Source organism: Rathayibacter sp. AY1C6, assembly GCF_002931535.1.
Lineage (GTDB): Bacteria > Actinomycetota > Actinomycetes > Actinomycetales > Microbacteriaceae > Rathayibacter.
Genome location: NZ_PSWC01000017.1, coordinates 50,419 through 62,615, shown reverse-complemented (window position 1 = coordinate 62,615; position 12,197 = coordinate 50,419). Strand labels below are relative to the sequence as shown.

Below are 12,197 nucleotides of genomic sequence, written 5' to 3'. Positions count from 1 at the left end.
CGGAGGCGCTGCGAGCCGCGGGCCGGGATCCGTGGAGGACGCACGGCCGTCCCTACGATGGAGGGATGCCCCGTCTGGCCGTCGTCTCGGCGCACACCTCCCCGCTCGAGCAGCCGTCGACGGGCGACGCGGGCGGGATGAACGTGTACCTCGCGGCGGTGCTCCCGGAGCTGGCGGCGCTCGGCTGGGAGATCGAGGTGCTGACCCGCGGCGAGGGCGTCCGGATGCTCGCGCCGGGTGTGCGAGTGGTCGGCGTGCCGGTGCCGGCGGGCGACAAGTACGCGCTGGCGGCCGCGGCGCCGGAGTTCGCGCGCGCCGCGGAGGGGGCCGACGTCGTGCACTCCCACTACTGGGTGTCGGGCCTCGCGGGGGCGCTCACCGGCAGGCCGCACGTGCACTCGATGCACTCGGGCTCGCTCGCGAAGAACGCCCGGCTCGCCCCGGGCGACGTCGCGGAGCCGCAGCAGCGGATCGACGCGGAGCGCTCCGTGCTCGCCTCCGCCGACGCGATCGTGGTGGCGGGCGCCTCGGAGCGGGAGGACGTCGTCAGCGGGTACGGCGCGGATCCGGACCGGGTCGTCGTGGTGCCCCCCGGAGTCGACGCGCGGTTCCGCCCGGGCGGCGGCGAGCGCTCCGGAGTCGTCCTGGTCGGCCGGGTGCAGCCACTCAAGGGCCAGCTGCTGGCGGTCGAGGCGCTCGCGAGAATCGCGCCGGCGGAGCGGCCGGTGCTGCGGCTGGTGGGCGGGGCGGCACCGGGCCGGGAGTCGTACCTCGACGCGGTGCGCGCCGCGGCGGCTCCGCTGGGAGACCGCGTGCTGATCGAGGGGGCCGCCGACCGCGACCAGGTGGCGGAGCGGCTCCGGAGCGCGCAGCTGGCGCTCGTGCCCTCGGCGGCCGAGACCTTCGGGCTGATCGCGCTCGAGGCGGCCGGCAGCGGCACTCCCGTGCTCGCGCGCAGGACGACCGGCCTGGTGGACGCGGTGCGCGACGGCGGGAGCGGCGTGCTGCTCGACTCCGACTCCCCTGCGGCGTGGGCCGAGGCGATCCTGACCCTGCTGGGCTCGCCCGGTGAGCTGGCGCGACTCGGCCGCGGCGGCGTCGACTGGGCGGCCGCCCACTCCTGGCCGGCCGCCGCCGCCCGGCTGGACGCCGTCTACCGCGGCCTGTCGGCCCGCTGAGGGAACCCCGGACCGTCGAGGGACCCAGCGCCTTGGGAATGCCACGACGGGTCGGGATTCCCTCGGTGCAGGGAGGGGGTCAGTCGGCGATGGCGGGGGCCCCGGGGTCGAGGCGGGCGCCGCGAGTGGAGCGGTACCAGGGCGCGAGGCGGTCGGGCGAGACGGCGACCATCGCGGCGCCCGTGAATCCGGCGTCGTTGCCGAAGCGGGCGGGGACGATCTCGGTGCCGATGTCGAGGAAGCGGGCGAACTCGTCGAAGACGTGCGCCGCCGCGCCGCCGATCACGAACAGCTGCGGCGAGAGCAGCATCTCGAGGTGCCGGTAGTAGACGCTGAGGCGACCCGCCCACTCCTCGAGGGTGATGCCCTCGCGGCGGACGGCCGAGAAGCCGACCTGCGGCTCGAAGTCGGGACCGTCGATGTGCAGGTGCCCGAGCTCGGAGTTGGGGATCACCACGCCCTCGTGGACGAGCGCCGTCCCGATGCCGGTGCCGAGGGTGGTCAGCAGGAGGAGGCCCTCGCGTCCGCGCATCGCGCCGAACTCGCGCTCGGCGACCCCCGCCGCGTCCGCGTCGTTGACGACGACGACGTCGACCCCGGTCGCCTCCGAGAGGAGGGCCTGCGCGTCGAGCCCGACCCAGCGCTGCGAGACGTGGGTGGTCTGGCGGACGACGCCGCCGCGGACGATCCCGGGGAAGCCGACGCCGACGGGCGTGCCCGCGATCGGCGAGACGTCGCGGACGATGCCGGCGATCGCCTCGGCGAAGTCCTCGGGCTCCTTGCCCAGCGGGTTCGCGACCGCGAAGCGCCGAGCCGCCCGCTCGCCGGTGGTGACGTCGACGAGGGACGCCTTGATCGACGTCCCCCCGATGTCGACGCCGACGGCGAAGCGCGGGAGGAGGCCGTCGTGGGGCTGGGTCACGGATGCTCCGTCTGCAGTGGTGGCGAGTGCGGGGACTCGGGAGAACGGTCGGCCCGTCGGATCCGGGATCGCGACGAGCCGAAGGCGATTCTACGAGCCGTCAGGTGCGCGCGGGCTCCGAGAGGGCGCGGAGGACGAAGTCGATCACCGGCTCGTAGAGATGGACGGCCAGCCCGTCGTCGATCGGGACGACCACCTCGATCGAGCCCTGCGCCTCGGCGACGAACACCGCCGGGTCGTTGCAGTCGGCGATCGCGATGACCGGCAGCCCCCGCCGGCCGGCCGCGCCCGCGAAGCCGTGGTCGGCGACGACCAGGTCGGGGCGGATGCCGAGCTCGTCGAGGCGGTCGAGCAGCGCGTCCATCGGCTCCGGCGAGTGCGTGTGCTGCAGCCCTCCCCCGCGGTAGACGCAGGTGACCCCGCCGGTGCACCACAGGGCCTGGTGCTCGTCCGCGAGAGGCACGCGGATCCCGTCGGGGGCGGCGAACGGGAGCGCATTCACGTCGATCACGCGAGCGCCCCGTTCCGTCGCGGCAGCAGCGAGGCGGCGGTAGACGTCCATCAGGGTCGCCGGGTGCGCGGTGGCGAACAGCAGGAGCGCCCCCTCGCGGACAGCGGCGGCGAACCGGTCGCGGTAGCGGGCGAGACCCGCGACCGTCAGGCGGGCGTCGATCCGGTCCTGCCCGCTCTCGAAGGAGGGGTCGGTGCTGATCCCCACGCGCTCCCCCATCAGCGCGAGCAGGCTCTCGAGCGTCCAGTCCTCCGCCACGTCCACCCCGTAGAGGTGCGCGGGCTCGCGGGCGGCGAGGCCGCGGAGGTTGCCGAGGTTGCTCGCGCGGCCGGTGAGGACGTCCCCGGCGAGGAGGGAGGAGTCGAGGTACGCCTCGAGCTCGGAGTCGGGACGCGGCATGCGGGACCTCTCGATCGACGGGGAGCTCCCAGGCTACGGGCAGTTCAGGTGTTGACATCCGATCCGTCGCCGATATATCGTTACTGCATCGCCGACAGATCGGGAGCAGCCGCTCCCGACGGGCGACCGGATCCGATCGAAAGGGATCCCCTCACGACAGAGAGCAGCACACCCATGAACTCCAGGACCTTCTTCTCCGACGACCGCCGCGACTCCTGCGACGGCGACCACTCCTCCCGCCACGAGCACCCCGGCCGCGGACAGCGCCGCGGACCCGGCGGTCACGGCCGCGGCTTCGGGCCCGGCTTCGGCTTCGGCCCGGGCTTCGGCCCCGGCTTCGGCGGCCCCTTCGGCCGCGGCGGAGGACGCGCCCGACGCGGTGACGTCCGCGCGGCTCTCCTCTCCCTCCTCTCCGAGAAGTCCTCGAACGGCTACGGCCTGATCAAGGCCATCGCCGAGAAGACGAACGGATCGTGGCGTCCCAGCCCCGGCTCCGTCTACCCCACCCTCCAGCAGCTCGTCGACGAGGGCCTCATCACGGCCGTCGGCGAGGGCCGCGGCACCGAGTACCAGCTCACGGACGCGGGCGGCACCTACGTGCGCGAGCACGCCGACGAGCTCGACGCAGCCTGGGAGGCCACCCCCGGCGCGAGCGACGCCGATCGCGCCTTCATGGAGAACGTCGGCAAGCTGATGGGCGTCGTGCAGCAGTTCCGCGGAGCGACCGAGGCGCAGCGCGCCGCCGCCTCCGCCAAGCTCGACGAGACCCGTCGCGCGCTGTACCTCATCCTCGCCGACTGACCTCGGCTCCCCTCCCGCGATCCGTCGCGGGAGCCCCGGACGGACGGGACCCCCTCGCCTCGGCGACAGGGTCCCGTCCGTTCCGTCGTCTCCGGACCCGGCGCCTCAGCGGGCGGCGGACAGGCGCGCCAGACCCTCGTCGAGGGTGACCGACGGGCTCCACTGCAGATCGGCGCGCGTGCGGCGCTGGTCGAACCAGTGCGCGGTCGAGAGCTGCTCGGCGAGGAAGCGGGTCATCGGCGGCTCATCGGCGCCGGGCCGCACGGCCCACACGCGCTCGACGAGCGAGCCCGCGACGCGGGCGACGGAGGCGGGGACGGACCAGCGCGGCGGCTCGACGCCCGAGGCGCGGCAGATCCCGGCGAGCAGCTCGGCGACGGGGCGCGGCTCGCCGTTGGTGACGACGTAGGAGCGGCCGTGCACCTCCTCCGCCCGCCCGAGAGCGGCGACGATCGCCGAGGCGGCGTTGTCGATGTAGGTGGAGTCGATCAGCGCCTGGCCGTGCCCGAGGAGCGGCAGCCGGCCGGCGCGCGCCCGCTCGACGATGCGGGCGACGAGCTGGGTGTCGCCCGGACCCCAGACCAGGTGCGGGCGCACGGCGACCACCGCGAAGCCCGGGGCATCGGCCGCCAGGGCCAGCAGCTCGGCGCGGGCCTTGGTGCGCGCGTAGTCGCCACGGGCGTGGTCCGGATCGGCGGGCTCGGCGTCGTCGCCGGTGATCGAGGAGCCGGAGTGGGCGACGGAGGGCGACGAGATCTGGACGAAGCGGCTCACGCCGGCGCGGGCGGCGGCGGCGAGCAGACGCCGGGTTCCGTCGATGTTCACGCGGTCGAAGTCGCCCGGATCGCCGGCGAGCGAGACCTTCGCGGCGAGGTGCACGACGCCGTCGGCCGCGTCGACGGCCTCCTCGACCGCGCGCGGATCCGTCAGCGAGCCCCGCGCCTCCTCGACGCCCGCGACCCCGGAGGGCCGACGCTGGAAGGTGCGGACCTCGTGCCCCTGGGCGACGAGGCCCGCGGCCACCGCACCGCCGAGCAGGCCGCTCGCGCCGGTGACCAGGACCCTCACGGCGCCACCATCCGGCCGCCGGCGAGCACGCCCTCGGCCCAGCGCGAGAGCGCGGCCCGGTCGATCTTGGAGTTGTGGCGGATGTCGGTGGGCAGCGCCGGGACGACGAGCACCGCGGCGACGGGCCGGCCGACGGCCGCGCGCACCTCGGCGGCGAGGGCCTCCTCGGCCAGCACCACGCGGCGCGCGCCCGAGCGCAGCTCGACCACGGCGACCAGCTGCGCGACTCCGCGCGGGCCGGCTCCGACGATCGCGGCGCGGGCGACCGAGGCCACGCGCGCCTCGATCCGCTGCTCCGGTCCGACCGGCGTGACCACGCCGTCGGGAGTGACGACGACGTGCGGCATGCGGCCCTCGACCCAGAGGCGGCCGGCGGAGTCGATCCGCCCGACGTCCCCGGTGCGGTGCCAGCGCTCACCCGGGACGGCGCCGACGCGGGCGGCGCGGTCGGTGAGCCAGAGGCGCTCGTAGTGGTCCTCGACGTGACCGGCCGAGACGACGATCTCGCCGGTCGTGCCGGTGATCTCCTCCGGCTCGTCCGCGGCGCGGCCGCCGGCGTCGAGCGGGGCGATCCGCAGCCGGACGCCCGCGGCGGGCACGCCCACGCAGACGCCTCCGCGCGGATCGTCGTCGGAGGCGGCCTCGCGGATGCCCTCCAGCGACGCGTCGGTGAGCAGCAGCCCCTCGGTCATGCCGTAGGGAGTGCGGGCGGAGGCGTTCGGCATGAGCGCCTGCGCCTCGCCGAGCAGTCCCGCCGAGACGGGGGCGCCGGCCGAGAGGAAGGTGCGCACGCCGGCGAGGGCGCGGTGGTCGTCAGTGTCGAGCGCGCCGGCTGTGGCCACGACGTTGGCCAGTGCGGCCGGCGAGAGGAACAGCACGGTCGCGTCGACCCGGGCGGCGGCCGCGGCGACGGCGGCCGCGGTGAGCGTCCGGGGCGCGGTGACGTCCATGTCCGGAGTGGCGGAGCGCGTGCCCAGCGCGGGGCCCAGCAGGGCGAACGGCGCGAAGCCCGCGACGAGCCCGGTGCCCGGTCCGATCCCGTACTGGCGGGCGAGCGCGTCGCGGACGCCGGCGAGCTGGCGGTGCGTGTAGACGACGCCCTTGGCAGGGCCGGTCGAGCCGGAGGTGAACAGGATCGCGGCCACGGCGTCGGCGGCGGGCGCCTCGCCCAGCGCCTCCGGGTCGGCGGCCAGCTCGGCGCGGCCGAGCTCGATCAGCTGCCCGAGCGAGGTGTCGACCCCGAGGGCCGAGGCGGAGGCGCGGGGCAGGGTCTGCGTCGAGACCCGGCCGCCGGGCCAGCGGAGGGCCCGCGCGACGGCGAGGCCGGGCAGGGCGCCGACCACCAGATCCGGCCAGGCACCGCGGACCGCGCGGGTGAGACCGCGCAGGCCCAGGCCCGCGTCGGCGACGACCACGACGGCTCCGATGCGCAGGCACGCGTAGAGCAGCGCCGTCAGGTCGGCACCGGGCGGCACGAGGAGCGAGACGCGGTCGCCCGGGGAGACGCCGGAGGCGCGGAGCCCGGCGGCGAGCTCGCGGACCCGCTGCGAGAGCAGGCGCCACGAGACCGAGCGGGGCCCGCCGCCTCCGGGAGGCGCCATCTCGACCAGGGCGAGCGAGTCGTCCTGCGCGTTGCGGTCGAGGTGCGCCCAGAGCGGCTCGACCGGCGCGGTCGGGCGGCGGACGTCGGGGGCGGGGTCGCCGCCGAACGGCTCCTCGCCGTCGGAGAGGTCGCCCAGCCAGGTGAGGACGGCGGACGAGTAGTCGACGTCCTCGGCCACCAGGTGGCCCGCTCCCTCGTAGCGGTGGACCTGCGCGTGCGGGAGGCGGTCGACGAGGTCGTCGAGGTAGCGGTCGGAGAAGATCGGGTCCAGCGGGCCCCAGAGCATCAGGGCCGGCGTCGTCAGGGCGCTGACGCCCTCGGCGATGCGCTGCAGCTCCGGGTCGCTCGGGTGCGCGGAGTCGACCGGGATGTCGGCGACGAAGCCGCCCACTCCGCCGCGGCGCGACGCGGACCGGTAGGGCGCGCGGTACCCCTCCTTCACCGCGGAGGGCAGCGCCGGGTGCCCCAGCGCGAGGGTCGTCTCGAGGAAGGCCGGCGTGCCGACCGTCGAGGCGCCGAGCACGCCCGACGCGAGCGCGAGCCGGAGCGGGGCCGGGATCGGCTCGTCGGCGCTCTGGTGGATCGCGGTGTTCAGGAGCATCGTGGCGCGCAGCTGCTCCGGGTGGTCGACCGCCCAGCCCAGCGAGACGACTCCGCCCCAGTCGTGGCCGAGGGTGACCACGTCGTCGAGGCCGAGCACGTCGGTGAGGTTGGCGAGCTCGCGCACGCGGTCGGCGAGCGTGTGCAGGGCGCCGGTCCGCTCGGAGAAGCCCATCTCGAGCTGATCGACAGCGACCACCCGCCAGGCGGGGCCTCCGCGGCGGGCGGACTCGAGCGTGGCGGCCGCGAGGCGGCGCCAGAGGTAGGACCAGGTGGGGTTGCCGTGCACGCAGAGGACGGTGCCGACGGGCTCCGTGCCGAGGGCCTCGCCCGTGTCGAGCAGGTGCCAGCGGCGCGGCACGCCCTGGGCGTCCGGAGCGTCGACGAGGCGCGACCACGCGGGATCGAGCCCGTCGAGCCCGGCCGGGGGCAGCTGCGCCGCGGCCGTGGAGCCGAGCGCTCCGCGGATCCGCTCGGCCGGGTGGGGCGCGCTCACCAGGCGATCTCGAGCATCGCGGTGTTGATGCCCGAGCCCACTCCGATGAGCAGCACCCGGTTGCCCGGCTGCAGGGTCTCGGCCTCTTGGGCCAGGGTGATCGGGATCGACGCCGGGCCGACGTTGCCGAGGGTGGGGTAGGTCGTGGGGACGCGGCTGCGGTCGATGCCGACGGCTTTCACCAGGGCGTCGGTGTGGACGTCCGACACCTGGTGCGTGATGTAGCGGTCCATCCCGCTCCAGTTCCAGTCGCGGGTGGCCTCCTTCCACGCCGAGAGGACGAGCTCCATGCCGCCCTTGAGCAGCGCCTTCGCGTCCGTGAACATGCCGTCGACGCTGCCGACGCAGAGCTCGTTGAACTGCGTGGCCGCGCGGGTGATGCCGCCGAGGATGCGGTGGCCCTTGGGGTGCTCGTCGGCCGGGCCGAGGACGGCCGCGGCCGCGCCGGAGCCGAGAGTCAGGCTCGCGAACTCGCTCATGAAGTCCTTGCGCTTGACGCCCTCGCGGCTCAGGCGCTCGATGGTGTTGACCTGGATCTCGTCGGCGTCCTCGCCGTCGATGATGAGCGCGTAGCGGATCTGGCCGGAGTCGATCAGCTGCGCGGCGAGGGTCATGCCGTTGACGAAGCCGAGGCACGCGTTCGCGATGTCGAAGTTGATGGCCGACGAGGGCAGGCCGAGCCCGTGGTGCAGGCGCACGGCTACCGAGGGCTCGAGGTGCTTGCGGGTCACCGACGTGTTGATGATCAGGCCGATCTGGTCGGCGCGGACGCCGGCCTCGGCGAGAGCGCGCTTGCCCGCGTCGATCGCCGCTCCGTCGAAGCCCTGCTCGGAGCCCCAGTTGCGGCGCTCGTGCACGCCGGCGACACGCTGGAGGAGCCCGGTGGGGAGCCGCAGTCGCTTGAGCGCCGGAGCGAGCCGCGCCTCGATCTCGGCCGAGGTGGTCACGCGCGGAGCCAGCGTGGTCGCGACGGACAGCAATGCGACGTTGCGGTGCGTGGTCGTTGCGTTTCCGTCCAACGGAACTCCCTGTCGAGTTGTCGATCCTGGCATGTGCCTCCGTGATTTTACGCTGTCGTTCAGGCTGCGCTTCCTGGACGCCCGCTGGGCGGTCGCGGAACGCGTCCTCGGCGGCCCGGCGGAGGCTCCTCCCCCGGAACGACGGGCGAGGAGCCGCCGAGCCCACACGCGACGCGCGGTGTCAACCCACCCGCCGGGGCGTCAGGTCCCCATCGCCCACGGCTCGCGATCGCCGCGGAGGCGGGCGGCGAGCGCCATCGCCTGCTCGTCGGTCAGGGTCGCGACGTAGTCGACCACACCGCGCCCCCGGCCGAGCCGCTGCAGCGCGGCCGGGTCGGAGGTCGGCCGGCCGCGCTCGTCCGACGGGAGCCAGTCGGGGTGGTCGGCGCGCAGGCGGAAGTAGCCGTCGGTCGCGAGCTCGATCAGGTCGAGCAGCTTCTGCGGAGCCCGCGAGCCGTCGCGCGGATCCTCCAGCCAGGCGTCGAGGTGGGTCACCAGCGTCTCGAGCACCTGCGACTGGCCGCGCTGGTAGGTGGCGAAGTCCGGCCGGTCGATCACGAAGCGCGTGTGCACGAACTTCAGCACGGCCACGTCGTGCCAGGCGTCGGGGAGGAGGGAGAGGTGGCCCGAGCGGACGTTCGGCTCGGCGAGCACCACCACGGAGCGCTGCAGGCGGCCGATCCAGGAGGAGACGAAGGCCTCGATCGCGCGCTCGGTGCGCGTCGATCCGTCGAACGGGAGCGCGAGGAGCCCCTCGACCAGCTCGGTCGACACCCGCTCCACGGAGGCGCGGAAGTGCTCGTCGCTCGCGATCCACGGGTCGCGGGCCACGAGCCTCCGGCGGAGCATCTCGAGCGAGTGCCCGGGGGCGCGCGCCCACAGCTCCTCGGCGTCGAGGGCGGCGAGCGCGTTCTGCTCGCGGAGGAAGGCGCGGAACTCCACGGCGACGGCCGCCTGCTGCAGCACTCCCGCGCGGTAGAAGTCGTCGAGGTCGTGCAGCGAGTAGGCGATGTCGTCGGCGACGTCCATCACCGAGCACTCGAGGGTCTGCTGCCAGGGGGCGATCGCGGCGAAGCCGGAGCGGGCGTCGAGCAGGTCGTCGAGGTCGAGCGTGTACGCCGAGAACTTCGGCGGTGCGGTCTCCCACCGGCTGGCGGTCGAGCCGCGGGGCAGCTCGGTCGGGTCGGCGGAGTCGATGCCGGGGCGGTGGACCGTCCGCCCCCACGGGTACTTGAGCACGGCGGCACGGGAGGCGGCGGTGAGGTTCAGCCCCACCTCCACCGTCTCGCAGACGTCGAGCTCGGAGAGGATCCGGAACGACTGCGCGTTGCCCTCGAAACCCTCCGCGAGCCCCAGCCGCTCGCGCGCGAGCCGGTCGAGCGCCTGCTCGCCGAGGTGGCCGAACGGAGGGTGGCCGAGGTCGTGCGCGCTGGCCGCGGCCTGCACGACCACCGGGTCGCAGCCGCCGAGCCGCTCGACCAGCTCGCGCTGGGCGGGATCGGTGGTGGTCAGCTGCATCGCGATCGCGCGGGCGACCGCGGTGACCTTGATCGAGTGCGTGAGCCGGTTGTGCACGACCTGGCCGACGCCCGAGGGCGAGATGACCTGGGTCACCGCGGAGAGTCGGGCGAAGTACGGCGAGAAGCGGATCCGCTCCAGGTCGACGCGGTACTCGGGGTACTCCTCGCCGGTGGCGAACCGGTCGACCGGCTCGGGGATGCGCCGGTCGCGGCGGTGGTCGTGCGGGGCCGAGGCCCGCGGGGCCGTCGTCTCGGGGAGTGCCGGCTCGCTCATGGCTTCACCCTAATCAGGGGCGCGGGGGCGGAGGGACCGCGCCGCTCCGGCGGTCGGCGTCGCTCCTCCGGTCGGCGTCGCTCCTGCGGCGAGACACCGCGTCCGCCGGCGAGGCACCGCGGGGACGGCGGCGCCTCGGGGAGCGCACGAACACCTCGGCGGTCCGGTGGGCGAGGCCGGCGCCTCGGCGGACGCCGGGACGCCCCGCGGCAGCCCGGCCGACGGGCGAACAGAAGACGGGGGGCGCGGACTCCCGTCAGGCGGACTGCTCGCGCGGAGCGACGGCGAGGTGCACGGCCGCGGCGACGACCGCGCCGAGGACGTAGGCCGCGATGTCGAGCCAGGAGAAGGTGGTGCCGACGACGAGGCGGAGCGGCGCCCACAGCTCGACCAGGCGCGCCGCGACTCCGATCGCCTGCAGCTGCTCCATCGCGATCGACCAGGCCAGCGCGATCCCGGCAGCCGTCACGCCCGGGATGCGCGGCAGGAGCACCGCGATCAGCAACGCCACCAGCACGACGTAGGCCACTCCGCCGGCGAGGTCGGCGAGCAGCCCCGTGAGCACGAACCGCAGCGCCAGGCCCAGGCCGAGCACGGCGACGGCCGCGAGGGCGAAGCGGAGCCGCGCCCTCACCGGGCACGCTCCTCGAGGGCGCGCTGCAGGCGGTCGAGAGCGAGGAGGAACGTGCGGTCGTCGGCCACGCGCCAGCCGAGAGCGGCCGGGGCGGCGACGACCAGGGGCACGAGGACGGTGCGCGGGCGCCGCCTCGCCGCACGCAGGACGGCGGAGGCGGGCGGCGGCGCGAGGACCGCCAGGACCAGCGCGCGGACCCGGTGGGCACCCGAGGGCGAGGTGCCGACGCCCACCGAGACGATCCGATCCCACTCGGCGATGCGCAGGGCGTCTGCGCGCTCGGCGGCGAGCTCGAGTCCGTCGCGGCCGACGGCCAGCACTGCGGCGGCGGCGGCCGGAGCGGCGGAGGCGGGTGCCGCGATCCGGCGCAGCGCCCGGGCGAGCTCGGGAGTGCGCAGGACGGCGAACCCCTCGGTGACCGCGGCGAGCGCCGCCAGCCGGCGCTGCCGCTCCGGGGCGGCCTGGCGGACCCGGGCCCGGACGGCGGCCGGGGCGGGCAGGGGCGCGGCGAGCAGCGCGGTCGGCTCGAACCGCGTGCGCGGGGGCAGCGGGACCGCCGGCGGCCTGCGCGGCGGGGGCTCGCCCCAGTGCGGCGTCGATGCGGGATCCATGCGCCCCTCCCTCCTCGCGCGGCTCCGAGCCGCCCCTGAGATCATCCCTCCTCCGCCCTCCCGCCTTGCCGAGAGGGCTCGGCGGGCTTACCATGGAGTACCCCCCGGGGGTATGCCGCGACCGGCGTGCCGACCGGACGCCCACCGGGCCGATCGACCGGATCGGACCGGACGCACCACACAGGAGGACCCATGAGCACCAGGATCGACCTCGGCCTGACCGCGAGCGGATCGACGGGAGGCTGCGGCTGCGGCGGAGGCGGCGCCTGCGCGTGCGGCGGCCACGGCGGCGCCGGCCGCTCCGACGCCGGCCACGCGGCGCAGGGCTCCCTGTCGGCCGCGTCCGTGCAGAGCTTCGGCGTCGCGGGCATGACCTGCGAGCACTGCGTCCGCAGCGTCACCGAGGAGCTCGCCGCCTACCCCGAGGTCTCGGCGGTCGACGTGTCCCTCGCCCCCGACGGGGTCTCGACCGTCACGGTCGGCTCCTCCCGGCCGCTCGGCCGCGAGGAGATCGCCGCCGCCGTCGCCGACGCGGGCTACCGCCTCGCTCCCCTGAGCTGA

The 12,197-nt window shown here is 75.6% G+C and carries 11 protein-coding genes; 3 read left to right on the top strand and 8 right to left on the bottom strand.

The features are described from left to right. Window positions 1-65 precede the first annotated feature (65 nt). Window positions 66-1,178, top strand: a complete 1,113-nt coding sequence (locus C5D36_RS11400) for a glycosyltransferase (protein WP_104295869.1) — start codon at window positions 66-68, stop codon at window positions 1,176-1,178. A 79-nt stretch (window positions 1,179-1,257) separates the two neighbouring features. On the opposite strand, the gene C5D36_RS11395 is transcribed toward C5D36_RS11400, so the two are convergent. Together C5D36_RS11395 and C5D36_RS11390 are read right to left on the bottom strand one after the other, a co-directional pair. Then, on the bottom strand, window positions 1,258-2,100 hold the full coding sequence (locus tag C5D36_RS11395; RefSeq protein WP_244229583.1) for an ROK family protein: 843 nt from the start codon (window positions 2,098-2,100) through the stop codon (window positions 1,258-1,260). Between the two features lie 100 nt (window positions 2,101-2,200). Beyond that, window positions 2,201-3,010: a phosphatase gene (locus C5D36_RS11390; RefSeq protein WP_104295868.1), complete on the bottom strand. Its 810-nt coding sequence runs from the start codon at window positions 3,008-3,010 to the stop codon at window positions 2,201-2,203. A gap of 174 nt (window positions 3,011-3,184) precedes the next feature. Here C5D36_RS11390 and C5D36_RS11385 point away from each other — a divergent pair, with 174 nt between their 5' ends. After that, the gene (locus tag C5D36_RS11385) at window positions 3,185-3,811 is read left to right on the top strand and encodes a PadR family transcriptional regulator (RefSeq protein ID WP_104224185.1); all 627 of its coding nucleotides are present in this window, start codon (window positions 3,185-3,187) and stop codon (window positions 3,809-3,811) included. A gap of 105 nt (window positions 3,812-3,916) precedes the next feature. Here the strand turns inward: C5D36_RS11385 and C5D36_RS11380 are convergent, their stop codons facing one another. From C5D36_RS11380 to C5D36_RS16895, 6 genes are all read right to left on the bottom strand, one after another. Then, window positions 3,917-4,879 carry an NAD(P)-dependent oxidoreductase gene (locus tag C5D36_RS11380; protein ID WP_104295867.1) on the bottom strand — a complete coding sequence of 321 codons (963 nt, stop codon included), beginning with the start codon at window positions 4,877-4,879 and terminating at the stop codon, window positions 3,917-3,919. Next, window positions 4,876-7,578: an alpha/beta fold hydrolase gene (locus C5D36_RS11375; RefSeq protein WP_258062928.1), complete on the bottom strand. Its 2,703-nt coding sequence runs from the start codon at window positions 7,576-7,578 to the stop codon at window positions 4,876-4,878. The genes C5D36_RS11380 and C5D36_RS11375 overlap by 4 nt, the downstream gene beginning before the upstream one ends. Then, a complete protein-coding gene (locus C5D36_RS11370; RefSeq protein ID WP_104224183.1) occupies window positions 7,575-8,630 on the bottom strand; it encodes a 3-oxoacyl-ACP synthase III in 1,056 nt (351 codons plus the stop codon). Before C5D36_RS11370 ends, C5D36_RS11375 begins: the two co-directional genes overlap by 4 nt. A gap of 168 nt (window positions 8,631-8,798) precedes the next feature. Further along, window positions 8,799-10,391 carry a deoxyguanosinetriphosphate triphosphohydrolase family protein gene (locus C5D36_RS11365; RefSeq protein ID WP_104224182.1) on the bottom strand — a complete coding sequence of 531 codons (1,593 nt, stop codon included), beginning with the start codon at window positions 10,389-10,391 and terminating at the stop codon, window positions 8,799-8,801. Window positions 10,392-10,647: 256 nt separating this feature from the next. Then, window positions 10,648-11,025: a DUF2809 domain-containing protein gene (locus C5D36_RS16900; protein ID WP_181027128.1), complete on the bottom strand. Its 378-nt coding sequence runs from the start codon at window positions 11,023-11,025 to the stop codon at window positions 10,648-10,650. Beyond that, a complete protein-coding gene (locus C5D36_RS16895) occupies window positions 11,022-11,636 on the bottom strand; it encodes a hypothetical protein (RefSeq protein WP_181072877.1) in 615 nt (204 codons plus the stop codon). The genes C5D36_RS16900 and C5D36_RS16895 overlap by 4 nt, the downstream gene beginning before the upstream one ends. A gap of 192 nt (window positions 11,637-11,828) precedes the next feature. On the opposite strand from C5D36_RS16895, the gene C5D36_RS17195 reads away from it, so the two are divergent. Then, complete coding sequence (locus tag C5D36_RS17195) at window positions 11,829-12,197, top strand: heavy-metal-associated domain-containing protein (RefSeq protein ID WP_104233449.1); 369 nt, start codon at window positions 11,829-11,831, stop codon at window positions 12,195-12,197.

What these genes read in the sequence shown, in the direction of transcription:
- C5D36_RS11400 (WP_104295869.1), top strand. Translation starts at nt 66, where the DNA reads ATGCCCCGTCTGGCCGTCGTCTCGGCGCACACCTCCCCGCTCGAGCAG.
- C5D36_RS11390 (WP_104295868.1), bottom strand. Translation starts at nt 3,010, where the DNA reads ATGCCGCGTCCCGACTCCGAGCTCGAGGCGTACCTCGACTCCTCCCTC.
- C5D36_RS11385 (WP_104224185.1), top strand. Translation starts at nt 3,185, where the DNA reads ATGAACTCCAGGACCTTCTTCTCCGACGACCGCCGCGACTCCTGCGAC.
- C5D36_RS11370 (WP_104224183.1), bottom strand. Translation starts at nt 8,630, where the DNA reads ATGCCAGGATCGACAACTCGACAGGGAGTTCCGTTGGACGGAAACGCA.
- C5D36_RS11365 (WP_104224182.1), bottom strand. Translation starts at nt 10,391, where the DNA reads ATGAGCGAGCCGGCACTCCCCGAGACGACGGCCCCGCGGGCCTCGGCC.
- C5D36_RS16895 (WP_181072877.1), bottom strand. Translation starts at nt 11,636, where the DNA reads ATGGATCCCGCATCGACGCCGCACTGGGGCGAGCCCCCGCCGCGCAGG.
- C5D36_RS17195 (WP_104233449.1), top strand. Translation starts at nt 11,829, where the DNA reads ATGAGCACCAGGATCGACCTCGGCCTGACCGCGAGCGGATCGACGGGA.